This is a genomic window from Bacillus sp. FSL E2-8887, from assembly GCF_038007205.1.
GTDB classification, from domain to species: Bacteria; Bacillota; Bacilli; order Bacillales; family Bacillaceae_G; genus Bacillus_A; species Bacillus_A mycoides.
Map to the genome: position 1 here is coordinate 3,162,880 of NZ_JBBOWS010000001.1, position 16,863 is coordinate 3,179,742.

At 37.1% G+C, this 16,863-nt stretch carries 15 protein-coding genes; 3 read left to right on the forward strand and 12 right to left on the reverse strand.

Annotation, left to right across the window (positions count from 1 at the left end; translation table 11 throughout):
* Window positions 1-2: 2 nt before the first annotated feature.
* A complete protein-coding gene (locus NSQ08_RS16090; protein WP_002014357.1) occupies window positions 3-281 on the reverse strand; it encodes a YhdT family protein in 279 nt (92 codons plus the stop codon).
* A gap of 272 nt (window positions 282-553) precedes the next feature.
* Between NSQ08_RS16090 and dhaS the strand changes: the two genes are divergently transcribed.
* Window positions 554-2,038, forward strand: coding sequence for an aldehyde dehydrogenase DhaS (dhaS, locus tag NSQ08_RS16095; RefSeq protein WP_002087742.1), 1,485 nt, complete (start codon window positions 554-556; stop codon window positions 2,036-2,038).
* Window positions 2,039-2,088: 50 nt separating this feature from the next.
* Here the strand turns inward: dhaS and fabG are convergent, their stop codons facing one another.
* A complete protein-coding gene (gene fabG / locus NSQ08_RS16100) occupies window positions 2,089-2,829 on the reverse strand; it encodes a 3-oxoacyl-ACP reductase FabG (protein ID WP_002014354.1) in 741 nt (246 codons plus the stop codon).
* A gap of 133 nt (window positions 2,830-2,962) precedes the next feature.
* On the opposite strand from fabG, the gene NSQ08_RS16105 reads away from it, so the two are divergent.
* Complete coding sequence (locus tag NSQ08_RS16105; RefSeq protein ID WP_002066466.1) at window positions 2,963-3,112, forward strand: YfhD family protein; 150 nt, start codon at window positions 2,963-2,965, stop codon at window positions 3,110-3,112.
* Between the two features lie 74 nt (window positions 3,113-3,186).
* Here the strand turns inward: NSQ08_RS16105 and NSQ08_RS16110 are convergent, their stop codons facing one another.
* The 8 genes from NSQ08_RS16110 to NSQ08_RS16145 all read right to left on the reverse strand — a co-directional run bounded on the left by NSQ08_RS16110 (window position 3,187) and on the right by NSQ08_RS16145 (window position 13,362).
* Entirely contained in the window at window positions 3,187-5,040 is a 1,854-nt protein-coding gene (locus NSQ08_RS16110) for a terpene cyclase/mutase family protein (protein WP_340776832.1), read from the reverse strand.
* 102 nt (window positions 5,041-5,142) lie between these two features.
* Window positions 5,143-5,568 carry a divergent PAP2 family protein gene (locus tag NSQ08_RS16115; protein ID WP_000447809.1) on the reverse strand — a complete coding sequence of 142 codons (426 nt, stop codon included), beginning with the start codon at window positions 5,566-5,568 and terminating at the stop codon, window positions 5,143-5,145.
* Window positions 5,569-5,648: 80 nt separating this feature from the next.
* Window positions 5,649-6,590 (reverse strand): EamA family transporter RarD, encoded by a 942-nt coding sequence (gene rarD, locus NSQ08_RS16120; RefSeq protein ID WP_002014350.1) that lies wholly within the window; start codon window positions 6,588-6,590, stop codon window positions 5,649-5,651.
* Window positions 6,591-6,695: 105 nt separating this feature from the next.
* Window positions 6,696-6,944: a DUF1294 domain-containing protein gene (locus NSQ08_RS16125; RefSeq protein WP_016092058.1), complete on the reverse strand. Its 249-nt coding sequence runs from the start codon at window positions 6,942-6,944 to the stop codon at window positions 6,696-6,698.
* 73 nt (window positions 6,945-7,017) lie between these two features.
* Window positions 7,018-7,152, reverse strand: coding sequence for a hypothetical protein (locus NSQ08_RS16130; RefSeq protein ID WP_002014348.1), 135 nt, complete (start codon window positions 7,150-7,152; stop codon window positions 7,018-7,020).
* Window positions 7,153-7,209: 57 nt separating this feature from the next.
* Window positions 7,210-10,572 (reverse strand): tubulin-like doman-containing protein, encoded by a 3,363-nt coding sequence (locus NSQ08_RS16135; RefSeq protein ID WP_016120612.1) that lies wholly within the window; start codon window positions 10,570-10,572, stop codon window positions 7,210-7,212.
* Between the two features lie 83 nt (window positions 10,573-10,655).
* Window positions 10,656-12,752 (reverse strand): vWA domain-containing protein, encoded by a 2,097-nt coding sequence (locus tag NSQ08_RS16140; RefSeq protein WP_340776840.1) that lies wholly within the window; start codon window positions 12,750-12,752, stop codon window positions 10,656-10,658.
* Between the two features lie 274 nt (window positions 12,753-13,026).
* Window positions 13,027-13,362, reverse strand: a complete 336-nt coding sequence (locus NSQ08_RS16145) for a hypothetical protein (protein ID WP_002033583.1) — start codon at window positions 13,360-13,362, stop codon at window positions 13,027-13,029.
* A 137-nt stretch (window positions 13,363-13,499) separates the two neighbouring features.
* On the opposite strand from NSQ08_RS16145, the gene NSQ08_RS16150 reads away from it, so the two are divergent.
* A complete protein-coding gene (locus tag NSQ08_RS16150) occupies window positions 13,500-13,898 on the forward strand; it encodes a hypothetical protein (protein WP_340776843.1) in 399 nt (132 codons plus the stop codon).
* Between the two features lie 38 nt (window positions 13,899-13,936).
* On the opposite strand, the gene NSQ08_RS16155 is transcribed toward NSQ08_RS16150, so the two are convergent.
* Entirely contained in the window at window positions 13,937-14,656 is a 720-nt protein-coding gene (locus NSQ08_RS16155) for a class I SAM-dependent methyltransferase (protein WP_240380900.1), read from the reverse strand.
* 111 nt (window positions 14,657-14,767) lie between these two features.
* The gene (locus NSQ08_RS16160; protein ID WP_002192731.1) at window positions 14,768-16,471 is read right to left on the reverse strand and encodes a peptide ABC transporter substrate-binding protein; all 1,704 of its coding nucleotides are present in this window, start codon (window positions 16,469-16,471) and stop codon (window positions 14,768-14,770) included.
* Window positions 16,472-16,863 lie beyond the last annotated feature (392 nt).

The following is a 16,863-nucleotide window of genomic DNA, read 5'->3' on the forward strand; positions in this document are numbered from 1 at the left end:
TATCATTCCTCACTTTTTTCTTCCTCATCGAGTGAAATATCTTGAAATAAAAAACGAACAACTAAAATAAGCAAAATAACCATTACGATAAATCCAACGATACAGCTATAAAAAAACCATGCTGGAAAACCTAATACATATGTATATTCACTCGGATCCTTACTTCCAAGCCCATAGGCAAATCCATACCATATTATAAAATTAATAATAGCTAATCCAAGACCAATTAACGCTTCTCTATGGGCAACTCGAAAGCGCGGATCATCATGATAATTCTTCATTTTCCCCCTCCTCTCACGATGTATAATTGTACCACTGTTTTTCTAGTTTTTCCTACTAGAAAACAAAAACGCGCAGGATTTTTTGTAATTATATAGAATACAATGTTTCATTACATATTTTTTACAATTGTAACGAAAATGAAATTTGAATTTTCAGCATTTTTTATTTATGATTTTAAGTAGAGGCTTTTCATCTAGTTCCCACATCCTTGATTTCGGAATAAACGCCGTCTCGTACTGCGTTTAAATTATATTTTCAAGGGGGTTATACAATGAGTCAACTAGCTGTAAATCTTCATGAAAAGGTAGAGAAATTTCTTCAAGGCACAAAGAAACTATATGTGAACGGAGCGTTCATTGAAAGCGCTTCCGGAAAAACATTTAAAACGCCTAACCCAGCAACTGGTGAAACACTCGCTATCGTTGCTGAAGCTGGTCGCGAAGACATTCATAAAGCTGTGGTAGCTGCTCGAATGGCTTTCGATGAAGGTCCTTGGTCACGCATGAGCACTGCTGAACGCAGCCGTCTTATGTACAAGCTCGCTGATTTAATGGAAGAGCATAAAGAAGAGCTCGCACAACTCGAAACGTTAGATAACGGAAAGCCAATCCGTGAAACAATGGCGGCAGACATACCACTTGCAATTGAGCATATGCGCTATTATGCTGGCTGGGCGACGAAAATTGTTGGTCAAACAATTCCTGTTTCCGGTGATTACTTTAACTATACACGCCATGAGGCTGTTGGTGTCGTCGGTCAAATTATCCCTTGGAACTTCCCACTTCTTATGGCAATGTGGAAAATGGGAGCTGCGCTTGCTACAGGATGTACAATCGTTTTAAAACCTGCAGAACAAACTCCACTATCCGCTCTATACTTAGCTGAATTAATTGAAGAAGCTGGATTCCCGAAAGGTGTTATTAATATCGTTCCTGGATTCGGTGAATCAGCTGGACAAGCACTTGTTAATCATCCACTCGTTGATAAAATTGCATTTACTGGTTCTACTCCAGTCGGTAAACAAATTATGCGACAAGCATCTGAATCATTGAAACGTGTTACTTTAGAGCTTGGCGGTAAATCACCGAACATTATTTTACCAGACGCCGACTTATCTCGCGCGATTCCTGGTGCACTTTCTGGTGTTATGTTTAACCAAGGACAAGTATGCTCTGCTGGATCACGCTTATTTATTCCAAAGAAAATGTATGATAATGTCATGGCTGATCTCGTCCTCTATTCTAAAAAACTAAATCAAGGTGTCGGTCTTAACCCTGAAACAACAATCGGTCCTCTCGTTTCCGAAGAACAACAAAAACGTGTAATGAGCTACATTGAAAAAGGGATTGAAGAAGGCGCTGAAGTACTTTGCGGAGGAAGTAATCCATTCGATCAAGGCTACTTCGTTTCTCCTACAGTATTCGCTGACGTAAATGACGAAATGACGATCGCAAAAGAAGAAATTTTCGGTCCAGTTATTTCTGCTATACCTTTTAACGATATTGATGAAGTAATTGAACGTGCAAATAAATCACAATTCGGCTTAGCGGCTGGTGTGTGGACAGAAAATGTTAAAACAGCACACTATGTTGCAAGTAAAGTACGTGCTGGTACTGTATGGGTAAACTGTTATAACGTCTTTGATGCAGCATCTCCATTTGGAGGATTTAAACAATCCGGTCTTGGCCGCGAAATGGGATCTTACGCGCTGAACAACTATACAGAAGTGAAGAGCGTTTGGATTAACTTAAATTAACGAGAAAGAACCTGACCTACTCGGTCAGGTTCTTTTCATTATGTATTCATTTACACTTGCAACCCACCGCTCACATTTAATACCTCTCCTGTAATGTAAGACGCATACTCTGATGCTAAAAAGGCAGCTGCGTTTGCAATATCTTCCGGCGTTCCGATTCTTCCAACTGGAATCGCTCCAACCATTTTCTCTTTTACTTTATCCGGTATTGTTTTTGTCATATCAGTATCCATAAACCCTGGACAAATCGCATTACACGTAATACCAAAACTTCCAACCTCTTTCGCTGCTGTTTTTGTTAAGCCTACAACCCCTGCTTTTGTAGCCGCATAATTTGCTTGTCCAATGTTTCCTTCCCTACTAATAGAAGAAATATTAATAATCCGTCCATACTGTTGTTGTCTCATATAAAGAAGTGCTGGCTGCATACAATAAAAAACGCCAGTTAAGTTCACTTGTAATACTTGTTCCCAAGCAGACTTCTCCATCTTATGTAACATTGCATCTTTTGTAATCCCAGCGTTATTCACTAAAATATGTAATGTACCAAATTTTTGCACCGCATATTCAATTAACGACTTCGCTTCATTTTGATTACTCACATCACATCGATATAAACTCACATCATACCCTTCATCTGATAATTCACGTGTCGTTTCTTGTAGCTTCTCTTCATTTACATCACTAATTAATACTTTGGCCCCTAGTTTTGCAAAAACTCGTGCGATTTCTTTTCCAATCCCCTGCGCAGCACCCGTTACAACAGCTGTTTTCCCATTCAACAATTCCATCCCTATCCCCCATTTCTATTAGTTATATTGTATATTTCGGCTCTATGCTTTCCAAATCCTCTTTGTATAAAAAAGTCTATTTGTGTCAAACTAACTTTGCAACGCCGCATAAAACACAAGGAGATTGTGTCGAATGAAAAAAAAGAATGTAAATCGAAACAAAGCTGCCGATGGCATTGATGTTGAGTTCGCTCGCGAACTCGCTGACCACAATGACTTAGAAGCAAACGCACGTGCAAATGCCGCTGATGCACGTCAAAAACGCCAATCAACAGAAAAATAAGGAACTACAACGTTCCTTATTCTTTTCAACAGGGACCTACTACCCATCAAAATAAACCGAGAGTATCTCTCGGTTTATTTTCTATATTTCTTTACGTAGTGCGCTAAAGCAAGTAACGGATATATATGCCCATAACTATGATAGCGAATATAAAAGCCCCCCGGTAACCCTGTGCCAGTAGGATATTTTTCATTCATAGTAGACTGCGCGAGCAAATATGTAATTCCTTTTCGAATAATCGGTGTTTCTTGATCGTAGTAAGAAATGAGTGCATCAAGTGCCCACGCTGTTTGTGACGGCGTACTAAAAGGTAAAGAAATAAATTTTTTCTCTACACTACTTTGACAGGATTCTCCCCACCCTCCGTCTTCATGCTGCAAATGTTCGAGCCATGAAGCTGCTTTTTTCAACGATGGATGAGTAGAAGGCACTCCTAATGCACGTAAGCCTGTCATCGTTGCCCATGTCCCATATATATAACATATCCCCCATTTTCCATACCATGATCCATTCTGTTCCTGTACATCCATTAACCATTTGATAGCTTTCTTTTTTTGCTCTTCAAGCAACTCATTCGGTGCATACGTTCCGAATAATTCTAACACCCTACCTGTAATATCTGGTGTGGACGGATCGGTTATCATATCACTCGCATTTTCAATCGGCAAATTCGATAGTAACTTGCTCGTTACCCCTCGTTCAAAAGCTCCCCAGCCTCCATCATTGTTTTGCAATCCTTTCACCCATTCCACGCCTCTTCCCCACGCATCATCTACTCTATCATTCCCTCTACTTCGCGCTAACGCTCTAAGGGCAGCTGTAGTATCGTCTATATCAGGGATCGTCGTATTAACATCTGAAAATCCCCAACCGCCAGCTACAAGTGATGATGCATGTACGCTCCAATCTACCTTTTTAGTTTGTTGTTTTTGCAATAAATACTCCGTCGCTCTTTGAATCATCTTATTTTCATTTGTAACTTTAGCTTCTTGCAATGAATAGCTAAGTAAAGCGGTATCCCATACGGTAGAAGGAGAATTTTGCAAATGACTTCCTCTGTCCATCTTCCATATATAAGATTTTAATCCTGTCACAGCTTTCTCAATAATTGGAGACTGAATAGAGTGCCCTAATGCAAGCAAAGCATAAATCATATAAAACGTAGCACTGGCGTAACTATATAATGTTCCATTTTCATCTATACGCTCCTTCATAAAGCGCTCTACTTCTTCGTATCCTTTATGATGTAACGATAATGGATACGATATTACCTTTTTCACATCACCTAAAAACGATTGAATCAGCGGAGACCGCTCCTCTCGAAACCATTGCCCACCCCCGCCTGCAATATGATTTAAATTTGGCAATAACTTTTTCTCTACACGGAATCTCTTATTCATACAAATCATCATCGGAATTAAATGTATACGCGCTGAGCTGCTTAACCCAAATATACTGAGGGGGGAGTCATCTTGTAAAAATAATATTGGTGTTGGAAAGTGAAAAAGCGCAGGAAATTCATATTCTCCATGAATCGCTAATAAAAATTTCGTCATAAAATGGGCACGAGAAACTCCCCCGTGTTCCTTAATAAACATTTCAGCTCGCCTCATATTCATATCTTCTTTCGAATATTTTTCCGAAGCAAGTAAAGCAGCATATACTTGAATCGTCGCGGATAAATTCCCTCCCTTTTCATCTTCGTATAATTTCCAAGTCCCTTCATTTGTTTGAAGAGATACTAACCTTTTCACAAACGGTTCTATTTCGTCATTTCGCCCTAATAATTTGAGTAAAAAAATCATGTGACAATCCGTTAGCAAAGCTCCTTCAAAACAAAATTGCCACGTTCCGTCTTGCCTTTGCATCGTTTGAAGTGCAGTCGTTCTCCGCTCTATCTCCTCATGCACTTTGTCATATAGTAGCACACCGCTCACCCACCCTTTCTAAGTCCGTATACGATATTCGAAAACTCATCTAAATATGTATGAAAGCAAAGAAAAGCAGAACGTGCATTACACACATTCTGCTTACAAACAATACCCAACCCCGACAACAATTCCTAATAGTGCACCAACAACAACTTGATACGGTGTATGTCCAACGAGCTCATTTAACTTTTTATATTCTGTTTGTCTACCATGAAAAAAATCATTCAATATTTTCGCTTGCTTACTTACCGCAAGCCTTACTCCTGAAGCATCGTACATAACAATAATGGCAAAAATAGCGGCAACCGCAAATATTGGACTCTCCACACCTTCCACCACCCCGACACCTGTAGCAAGTGCAGTAACAGTCGAAGCATGCGAACTTGGCATTCCACCTGAAGCAAAGAACTTAGCAAAATCAAACTCGCCTGTTTTTATTAATTTAAAAACGACTTTCGTTAACTGTGCTAAAAACCAAGAAATTATAGCTGCTATAAGTGGATCATTATGTAAAATTGTTTCCATGTTTTTCAGCTCCTCACTGACTATAATGGAATTTCTATATAATATAAGTATAAAGAAAAATGCGTAGAAAATACTACGCATTATGATACTTTTGCTGATTTATTTTTAATAAATTTTGGTTGCTTCTGTAGTAGAAACTTTGTTTTCGCCATTGAAAAGACAAATAAAGCAATCCATATACAGAAAAACGCAATCATATGAGTAGATGTAAAATGTTCACCAAAAACGAACACACCTAAAATTAAACTAATAGTCGGCGCGATGTATTGTAAAAATCCTATCATATAGAGCGGAATAAGTTGTGCTCCTTTAGCAAAATAAAAGAGTGGTAACGCTGTAACAATACCTGCCCCTATTAAAAGAAACGTTGATATTGCCGAAATAGAACCGAACGAACCAAAGCCATGAACTCCTGTCATAAACAAATATATAAGTGCAAATGGCGTCACTAACATCGTTTCCATCGTAAGCCCAATTGTTGCATCATAATTTAATAATTTTTTCGTTAATCCATATAATCCAAATGAAAAAGCAAGTGAAAGAGAAACCCATGGAATTGATCCGAAACGTATCGTTAAAATAACAACGCCCAATCCAGCTAAACCAACCGCAACATATTGCCAAAAATTAAGCTTCTCTTTTAAAACAACTGTACCAAGTAAAATACTTATAAGTGGATTAATATAATACCCAAGACTTGCTTCGATTACATGGTTATGATTTACGGCCCATATGTATACAAACCAGTTTCCACTAATAAGTACCGAAGCAATTGTTAATGACATTAATAATTTAGGTCGTTTAAAAAGGGCCACTAACTCCCCACCAAACTGACGAAACCTCTTCGTTACTCCTAAAACTAACAACATAAAAACAAATGCCCAAACGATGCGATGCGCTAATATTTCATCTGCCGGTACTTCCTCCACCCATTTCCAATAAATCGGAAGGACTCCCCACATCGTATACGCACCTGCTGCATATATAATCCCCTGCTTTTGCTCTGCTGTTTGACTCCCCATCTTCCTTTTTCTCCTCTTCTCTTTTTTTCTTCATTATAAAGTCTCACATGCTTACTTTACCAATATTCAATCTGCATTTCTTTCGACATTCCTCTTGCAAATCCTTTATATGTATAAAAACACTCCTACTGTTATAATAACGAGCACTGGAATACCGAAGACAAATTTACTTTTATGTGTCTTATGATGAAACATATACATACCAATCCAAGCTCCAACCGCTCCTCCAGCTACAGCTGATAAAAACAACGTACTTTCTGGCGTTCTCCACTGTTTTTTCTTTGCTTTTCGCTTATCAAGCCCCATCATACTAAATGCTATAACGTTAATAATAATAAAGTATATCCATTTCATCTTATTCTCTCCCTTAAAAAATTCGCTTTATTGTAACACGAAAAAACCACGCAGGCGAGTAGCCTGCATGGTTTTATAATTCAGTCTCTTGATTTTCTTGTTCTTTCTGTTCTTCCATTTGTTGTTCAGCGATTTCCGCTGAAATCATTCCATAATAAATTTCTGGATATAATCCAAATATTTGATATACACTACCTAAAAACGGCATCGGAATCCCTCATTTCTAAAGTTGTATTGTCATTCTTAAGGATTCCCTTTTCACTCATTATACATTCGTTTTTGGCACTTCTTCTTCATCGGGAACATGTAATATATTTTGCCATTTTTTATAAGGCGCACTATTTGGATCCACATACCCTTTCGCATACGAACGATCCCACAATTGTTTCATAAACATCTCTTTCTCTTTCTTTGCAACCATATCTGCACCTGTTCCGTAATAGTTTTGGAAATACAGCTCAATTTCATCAAGGAATAACCTTAACAAATCGTCAGATGTTTCTTCTAACGTCGGGTCATATTTTGCCTCACGGTCATACATTAAAATCATATCTAAAATATTATGAACATGCTCTTTACGGAGCCATCTTATATCTTGAGCGCCTAATACAAATGCATGTGTATATAAATGTCCACCTTGTATCATTGCCTTTTCTTGTTCTTCTTCAAATCGTGACAAGATGTTTTCATAAATAAACGGATTATGAAGCAATGCTCTGTGCAACTTATAACTTTCACTTGAAATATTTTTCCCCATCGACTGGATTAAAAAGCTACGGCCGACACCATTATATTGATACACGAATTGTCCATCAACAGCAACTAAGCTAATCCAGCGATACATATACGCGTATAGAAGAGCACGATTACATTTGTCGTAATCTAACTTCGTTTGCGTTGCATTCAAGTCTGGCATAAAGGCTGGTAAGTGCCAATATTTATCTAAATGCGGCGTCAAACTAGATTTTTTACTATTTAATTTGTTCACGCGGCGATAATACGATTGAAAATAATCACCTTTATCGTTCATAAAACCATTCGCAATATGTCCAGATGAAAGCTTAGGAAAATCTTGTAGCGATAATCCGTAATGAGCACGATAACAAATCACTTCAAATGGTGAAAACGCCTCGTTTACCGTATCTTTTTCTTTAAACATTTCTTGCAATAACTCTTCTTGCAATTCTTGTTTTAAAGATGGATGTACGCCCCAATATTGTAATTCTCTATGATGAGAAACTTTCGGAACGAACGGACTTGCTAAATGGAAAAGATCTTCAATTTTTTCACGAACGTATTCATCACGATCACGCTTCTTGAAATCTGCTTCTTTTCGCAATGCTTCAACGATATTAAGCTCTAATTTGTCACGATAGCGCACTTGAAGTTCGTCATAACAATAACTCAATATATGTTCACGATAGAAGTCTTCCACCTTTTTCGACTGAATTTCTTCGGCTTTCGCATCACGACAATATTCCCCGTACAAGCTCATATAAATTTCGGACGATATATCTTTCGGTAATACACCTAAATTTAAATGTTGCTGCATATCTTGCCAAATCTTTTCTTGCAATTTCTCTTCAGCTAATACGTATACATTCGTCGGGTTCGTTTTCCCCTCAAATTCCTTGCTTCGCTTTTGGATTTCAAACAATAAATTTTCACGTGTTTCGTATAAATTATCAAAGAATCTTTCCCAATATTGAATCATTTTATCAACTGCTTGGTATAGCGATTGATACACGAGTTCTAACAACATTTCTTTACGATACTCACTTAATTTGTGTACGTACTGCGTTACAATATCTTCAAATTCTTTTTTAAACAAACGCTGCTGATTATTAATCATTTTTCCAAACCAGCCTTGTTGCTGCGCAATTTCAACGCGGCGAACAGCCGTTACAGTTCCATCAATATTACTCACATTAAATTTCTTATCGTAGTTTTGAATTAAATTACGCTTTTGTTCATTATTTTCATGTAGTCGATTCATCTTCTCTACTAACTGCTTACGAATTTCATACAGCATAAAACGTGCTGCAACTGGATGAACTGGATCCGTTTTCTTTAAAAACCATGTATTTAATTGGTAAGACTGTCCTTCTGAGCCACTCGGTGTAAAGCGGTCTGATTCGATCATGTCATATAAAAGGGTAGTAACATGCTCATGTACACGGCTCGGAATGGCATAAGCATATAAACGAACCGCATGATCAACTCTCGCTACTTCCCCCTTCATTTGTTCCATCATTTTAAGCTTCGCAGCCGATATTTTGCACTCATGCTGCAGGCGGTTTAATTCCTCATCTTTTTGCACTGTACGGTGTACGTAACTCTCTACAGCATCTAAAAACAATTTTGATTTTGCAACACCGAGCTTACCACCCTCTGCCCCTTCACGTGTTTCATGGTACATTTGTCTATAAAAAATATGAGCTTGTTCTGGCCGAGTAGCAAGATGCTCTAAGTCTTCTAAATAACTTTTCCCGCGCTCTGGCTTTTCACGCTGCATACCGCGTTTTACATCTTGATCGTATCTTTGCCTCTTCTCTTGAAATAGTTGATCTAAATGAAGCCAAGATTCATCTAAACCTTGCACCGCCCATTTTAAAGCACAGTATTTCAAAACGTGCTCATACGGATAAATAAGTTTTGCCGTTCCTGCTCCGCAATATCTCCCTTTCCCACTCGATTCTGCCAATTGCTGAATTTGATTATCTTCTTGGGCAAAATGATTTGCAGACATTGGACTAAATAACTGTAAATAAATCGTATTTGCCATTTGCTCCATATAATCCGATAAATTGTGCAAATGGTGCCCATGTAAATTTTCATAATCATATAAGAAACAATAATTGTACGGTAAATGATGCTGCTTTATCGTATGGTTTGTTCTTCCATCTTCATCCACTTGATCAGGACGATATTCTAATTCAATCGTTACGCCGCCTCGTTTTGATAATTCACCAGTCGACCCAAGCGTAATAGCGTGCAACTCTTTTAACGATGCATAACCATTCGCTTGCACAGTTTCAAACTCTTTCGCACTAACCGTTCTCGTCTTAACTAAAACATCCGGCATTAAAAAAGCACCGCGAATTAAAATGTTATGATGCTGCAATTTCTTCCGGAGCATCTCACGCAAATATAATGCGATTTGTAAAAACATCCCTGAACCTGTTCCGCCGGCTAGTGATGTTACAATAATGACACGTACACCATATTCGGTCTGATCACTTGTAACTGGAAAAATCTTCTCGATTTCTTGCCAAAACGATGTGAGTTTATCTTCTTTCATCGCAGCACGTAACGCTAACCGTGAAATGACGCGTAACTGTCCAGCCCCTTCTGTTAACGGTTTATCAAGTATAGTCGGATCCATCGGAAACCACTCTGGAATCGTTGGATCTCCCGCAATATACTCTCTCGGTGTTTTACTCGAGCTCGTTTGCGTCTTAAACTTCCGAATATGATCAAATTTACTCAATGTATTCACATCTGTATCAAATACATGCATCGCTACCTTTTTACGACGCTCCTCAGGTAATCTTTCATATATTTGATGTGTGACAGTACTACCGATTCCACCTAAGCCAATTAAAATTGTTGGAACTTGTAATGTCATGTGAACCACCTTCCTATTCTTGCTTGTTTGAAAAGAAGAATAAAGAGAGCCGGGCCTCCTCCGCCCCTCTTACACCCTATCTACTATTCACATTCGTACCGGTAAATCTCCTTACCATATCCTCTATCAATTACTAAAAGTTCATTGGGATACAACGTCTTATGCTCCATTCCTACCTCTTCCTCTGTTATAAACATCCCATCAATAATCATCCCAACCACTTGCGATTCTTTTGCTACAAATATAGATTTCGATCCTTTTTTCGCTATTAATGTTACAGATTGCACCGCCTTTCTTTCTGCTCGAAATGGAATGCCAAAATAGTGCTTCCACCATTTATTTTTAAGTAACTCTGGTTCAGATTGATAAAGCCAATCTTTCGCTACTTCTTGATCCCATTCGTAATATAGTAATGCTTTCCGATGAAATCTCGGACGAACAATCCATCCTAAAATAATAATTCCTACTATTAAAAGTAATAAAGTAATAGGAATTACAAATTTAAAAACGAGCGCATACTTCTCAAAAAACGGCGCATTTTCAATGTGCAGTACAATCTTTTCCTTTACTTCTTGTAATTTTGGATCATTGATCGTGATGGTAGCCTCTACGGTGCCGGTATCTGTAAAATTGAATGTGTCGGAGTAATAAGGTCGAGGATAAACATAAACTTGACTACCATGCTGTTTTAATTCATAGTTGATCGATTGATTCGATGTGACACCAGTAGATTTTAATAGTTTCTTTACAGCCTCTTCTGTCATCGGTTTACCATTTAACTGGGGCTGTAAAATAAATGGTTTACTATTTTCTAAATTTGTTACCTTTTCTTCATAATCTTTCGTAACAGCTTGAAGTGTTAATTTTGGTTTTTCAGCTGGTTCAATCTTGAATTCTTTCGTCTGTCTATAAAATCCCTTTATATTCATATGGACTTTCCCGCGTACTAACTCTTTACCAACCTTTGTCTCGTAATAAAACACATGTCTTTTATCATCCCACTTCATCGGATACTGCTTTCCGTCTATTTCTACTTCTGCTTCGAAATAAGAAGTTTGAATTGGTAATTCAGTAGGTTTCGCTTCAATAACAGCTGTCACACCTTCATACATTTTCTCAACATTTTTTCTATCTTTATCATCTTTGTCGTACGTAGAAACAGTATAATTAAGCGCTGGTTCAACAAGTACTTGTAATCCCTCTTTCTCAATGTCCTGATCCACTTCTATCGTATATGTCCCTGGCTTAATCACTTCCTGGTTCGCTGTACTTACATGCACTATATTTCCGAATAATTTAGCTTCTCCTGGTGCATGTATAGAAAAAGAAGACTGCAATTGTAACGGTTTGGAAAGTTGCATAACTTTATAATTAGACAAAGAAGGTGATTGTCGTACAAGCGTCATACGCTTTAATGGAAACGGTGTTGTAATCTCTACTTTTTTCCCTACTATTTTCGTTTTGACAATCGATTCAACAGAAGAAAATGGATCACGATTTGCAACTAATGCTGCCACTTGATTCACACTTTGTACAATACCATCCTCACCGCTAGACGGCATGACAACTCCATTCATTTCTTTTTTCCAAATCTCTTTAAACGTATTTAACTGCAGCTTCTCTTGCTGCCCTAAATCCTCTTCCATCGTGATTAAGACTGGATGTAAAGAGATCTTTTTCGAATCCATTTCTTTCTTAAACTGCGCTAACTTCTGTGTAATTTGTTCTTTTCCGCCAATCTTATCTTTCTCCAAATCATTAAATGCCCCGTCAGTTAATACAATAAGCCAAAATTCACGTTTCCCATCTATATCTGCTTCCTTTTTTATAGATTGCATCGCCGTTTCTACTGCGCTAAATGGAGTATTTAAATATGTTTTCCACGCCCCAATCCCCTCAATTTCTGTTTGCCTTTGATCCTTTGTTAATGAAATGTTTAATGGAGCATCCGGCTTACTCATTGGAACGTAAGAAAATTTATCTTTCTCATCTAATAGCGCAACTAAACTTTGCAAGGCGTAATTGGCATACTTCCAGCGATCGTTATTTCTCATGCTGCCCGAATCATCATATACAAGTGAAACGACCCTTTCCTTTGCCTCCTCTCCTTTTGCAAAAACTGAAAAAGGTAAACATATAAATAGAAACAGCATGAACGTGGCACAAATTCGAATTTTCATGATGAGGCTTCGCCACCTTTGTAGACAAATTCCTATGTTTAAATTTATGAGAGGAAACAAGATATATGACTTGTATTTTAGGACAACAGTTCACAGCAATTACATTATGTAAACAAAAATGAACTACTCCCATATTTTATTTCGAATTTTTTCCTTATTATATATCTGAAATAACACATAGATTTCATACTTTTCCCGCTATAAATTCCACCATTAAAGTTTGATTTTCTTTTCAATACAAGAAATAAAAAGCACGCTATAATTAGCGCACTCTTTACTTCTTCACATATACTTCAACAATCGGATTTTCCTTTTGATCTGCATGTAAACGTATATTCTCTTCACCCGTATTATAAATGCTAGCTACCAGCATAACTGTTAACAAATTAGGGATTTTCCCGTCACTCCCATATTTTCGTTCAAGAGCTTCTGTATACTCGAAATCCAAATCACCCTGCACATATGTATACACTTCAAAACCATCTTTCAAATTACATACGACCGTATCAATAATATCCGCTCCTACTTGTTTCTTCATTTCACCTCGCAGTGCTTCTATTAATTCCTCCCAAGGAACTTCGTACGTCTGAAATTGGTCTGTAGATTTCATTTCTCTTCCTCCTCGTTATGTATCCTGTTCGTATATTTCCCCTTTCGTATAACAATTATGATAGATAGGTCATTCGTACAAGCCGCACTTGTCCTGCTTACATATCGTATTACGGTAATACGGAAGGAGGAAAGAACATGCATAGAAAAAGATGTTATGATACATGCCAACGTTATTTCGGTAAAGTTGTTCGAATTGAAGATCGGGATGGTCGCATTCACTTAGGCAAAATAATCGATGTAACAAACGATTCTGTTTGGATTGAACCAATGCAACAGCGCTCATCTTTTGATACAGGATTCGGGTACTATAACGCATATTCAAACGGCGGATGTGATATTTGCGGTGGTATTAGCAGATGTGATAACTGTGGATTTGGATTCGGTGGTGGATTCGGTGGTGGATTCGGTGGTGGATTTAGTGGCTGTGGATGCGGCGGTCGTGGTTGCGGTGGTTGTGACGGCGGTGGCTGGGGCCTTGAACTCGGATTTGGCTTTATTTTTGGAATTACTTTGGCTGCATTATTTTTCATCTAACATAGTAAAGAGTTGACTATCTTTAGCCAACTCTTTTTCTATTTTTCACATATAAAAATCCGATGCCCTAAAATATGTTGATACAGAAGCAGTACTTGTTCGTGTTTCACCCACGCCTCATACAATTCTTCTGGAATAAACGGTGATACATTCCACTCTGGCTCTTCCACATGTCCTGCAACTGTTTCTGCAATAGTTCCTCCACCGGCAATTGTAATTCTTTTAAAATTTGCTGCTTGAAATAAATGAATCCACTCATTCTCAGTTAATAATTCTTTCATACCGTATAACTGTCCAATCTTTTCCTCCTCTTTCTTCTCAATATGTTTTTCGGTAATCATTTCAATGACAACAAGCCTCCCATCCTTTTGTAATACACGATAACATTCCGAAATAACCTTTTCTTTATTTGTAAAAGCGAGTATAGATTCTCCAAGTACAAGCTCAAAAGAATCATTTAAACACGGTAACCTTTCTACATCTCCTTGAATCAATTGTATATTTAAACCATCAAACAACCATCTATCTTTCGCTTTTTGAATCATAATTTCATTCTTTTCAACCGCTGTCACTTTATAACCCAATTCTTTTGTCATATACGCCGCTGTTTTCCCCGTGCCGCAACCTATCTCAAGAACATTTGCTCCGTGTCTAAGCGGCAATTGAGATAGTAATTGCTTCGTTAACGTAAAACCACCAGGATGAGCACTCCCTATTCCGTAATAAGCTAAAAAATCAATGTACGAATTTCTTTTCATGGGATTCTCCTTCATTTTTCTATAATACTTATATTCATTCATAAAAAAGTGGTGCAAAAAAAAACATTTCCAAAGTGCTTTACTACACCTTAGAAATGCTTTTATTTGTTATTATTTCTCTTCTACATACGCCCATTTGAAACTATATTCCGGACTAATATTATGTTTCACAATTCCCTTTACATTTGGTTGCATAACATATGATCTAGCATTTTGATATAAAGGTACAAGTGCTACATCATCTTCAAGTAACACTTTTTCTGCCTTCCCTAACTCTTCCCAACGTTTCTTTGCATCAGACATTAATTCTGTTTTACTCTTTTTAATACTCTCATCATATTTTGAATTTGAGTAACTCATTTGATTCTGAGAATTCGTTGTTTCAAACATATCTAAGTATGTCATCGGATCTGCATAATCTGGGCTCCAACCACCATATGCGATATCATATTCTTGCTCTGATTCTAATTTTAATTTTTGCTTAAACGGCTGAAGTTTAATATTTACTGTTACACCTTTTAAGTTTTTCTCAATCTGATCCTTTACATACTCTCCAACTTTTTTCGCATTACCAGTATCGTAGTTTAAGAATTCAATTGTCACCTGATCTTTTCCAAGTTCTTTTTTCGCTTCGTCCCATGCAGCCGCAGCCTTTTTAGTATCTTGTTTCAAACCATTTTTAAATGTTTCTTGGAAATCTTTACCATCAGGTCCAGCTGCTAAACCCTTCGGAACTAAATAATCGGCTCCTTTTGAACCATCATTTAAGATGACATTTGCTAAATTCTTTTTATCTATCGATAATGCAATTGCTTCACGTAATTTCTTGCTTTTTAGTGGTGTATCTTGACCAGCACGCTTTTGATTTAAACGTAAATAGAATGTACTTGGTTCTGAATATGTTCCAAACTCATCTTTTTTATTTCTATACTTATCAACGAATTCTCCTGATAAAAGCGCGAAATCAATTGCACCTGTATCATATAAATTTACCCTTGTAGCTACTTCTTTTACTACACTGTAATTAATTTCATCTAGTTTTACAGTCTTTTTATCCCAATATTGGTCATTTTTCTTCAATTTCCAGCCTTGCTCATGTTTCCAATCAGTAAGTACAAACGGTCCATTATAGACTGTCGTATCAGATTCTAAACCGAACTTCTCTCCTTTTTCTTTTACGAACTTCTCATTTAATGGATAGTATGATGGGAATGCCACTAAGTTTAAGAAGTATGGTACCGCTTGCTCTAATTCTACTTCAAGCGTATAATCATCGGTTGCTTTTACTCCTAATTCAGTTACAGGTTTTTCTCCTTTATTAATCGCTTCTGCATTTTTAATATAGTAAGTAATAAATGCATACTCAGCAGCTGTTTTTGGATCTAATAGACGTTGCCATGCAAATACGAAATCTTTTGCAGTTACTGGATCACCATTTGACCATTTTGCATCTTTACGTAGCTTGAATGTATATTTTTTACCATCCTCGCTTTTTGTGCTAGATTCTGCTGCAGCTGGGATTGGCTTATTATCTTTATCAAGACGATATAATCCTTCCATCGTGTTTCCTAAAATTTGTGAACCAAGTGTATCCGTACTTTTCGAAGTATCCATCGTCGGAATTTCATTCGTTTCTGTTCGATTTAATACTTGTTTTGCTGCATATTTAATATCGGATTTTTTCTCTTCCCCACCATTAGACGTTGTAGTTGTTTTCTTCTCTCCACCTGATCCCGAGCAAGCTGTTAATGCCATACTCATTGCTAGAACTGGTGCTACAACCGCTGTTAATTTTGTCATCTTTTTTCTCTTCATTTCTTTGTACCCTCCCCAATTATATGTACGATATTAACAGTTAGAGATTCTCTATTAACTTTCGTTATCAGAAAATTCTTATTAATTAATATTCTACTGTTTTTTCTGGTTTTGTAAAGTATTTTTGTAAATTTTCTAAATATTTATTTTTTTATGATAATAACTTGCTATTTTACTATTACTACTATATGAATCATCCCCCGTCTACTATATGTAAACATATCCCCTCTTATTCTTCTCTATTGCTATGTTCTATATTTTTCTCATCAATATGAAATCTCTGCTATCATTTATCTATCCAATTGTTGAACTCCTTTCTAATTTCCATGTGCCTTATTCTCCTATTCATACAAAAAAAGCATTTCAAAAGCATATTAGCCACTTTTGAAATG

Coding starts and splice junctions, on each gene's coding strand:
- NSQ08_RS16140 (WP_340776840.1), bottom strand. CDS start 12,752: ATGAAAATTCGAATTTGTGCCACGTTCATGCTGTTTCTATTTATATGT.
- NSQ08_RS16130 (WP_002014348.1), bottom strand. CDS start 7,152: ATGCCGTTTTTAGGTAGTGTATATCAAATATTTGGATTATATCCAGAA.
- NSQ08_RS16145 (WP_002033583.1), bottom strand. CDS start 13,362: ATGAAATCTACAGACCAATTTCAGACGTACGAAGTTCCTTGGGAGGAA.
- NSQ08_RS16155 (WP_240380900.1), bottom strand. CDS start 14,656: ATGAAAAGAAATTCGTACATTGATTTTTTAGCTTATTACGGAATAGGG.
- dhaS (WP_002087742.1), top strand. CDS start 554: ATGAGTCAACTAGCTGTAAATCTTCATGAAAAGGTAGAGAAATTTCTT.
- NSQ08_RS16115 (WP_000447809.1), bottom strand. CDS start 5,568: ATGGAAACAATTTTACATAATGATCCACTTATAGCAGCTATAATTTCT.
- NSQ08_RS16125 (WP_016092058.1), bottom strand. CDS start 6,944: ATGAAATGGATATACTTTATTATTATTAACGTTATAGCATTTAGTATG.
- NSQ08_RS16135 (WP_016120612.1), bottom strand. CDS start 10,572: ATGACATTACAAGTTCCAACAATTTTAATTGGCTTAGGTGGAATCGGT.
- NSQ08_RS16090 (WP_002014357.1), bottom strand. CDS start 281: ATGAAGAATTATCATGATGATCCGCGCTTTCGAGTTGCCCATAGAGAA.
- NSQ08_RS16105 (WP_002066466.1), top strand. CDS start 2,963: ATGAAAAAAAAGAATGTAAATCGAAACAAAGCTGCCGATGGCATTGAT.
- NSQ08_RS16160 (WP_002192731.1), bottom strand. CDS start 16,471: ATGAAGAGAAAAAAGATGACAAAATTAACAGCGGTTGTAGCACCAGTT.
- rarD (WP_002014350.1), bottom strand. CDS start 6,590: ATGGGGAGTCAAACAGCAGAGCAAAAGCAGGGGATTATATATGCAGCA.
- NSQ08_RS16150 (WP_340776843.1), top strand. CDS start 13,500: ATGCATAGAAAAAGATGTTATGATACATGCCAACGTTATTTCGGTAAA.
- fabG (WP_002014354.1), bottom strand. CDS start 2,829: ATGGAATTGTTGAATGGGAAAACAGCTGTTGTAACGGGTGCTGCGCAG.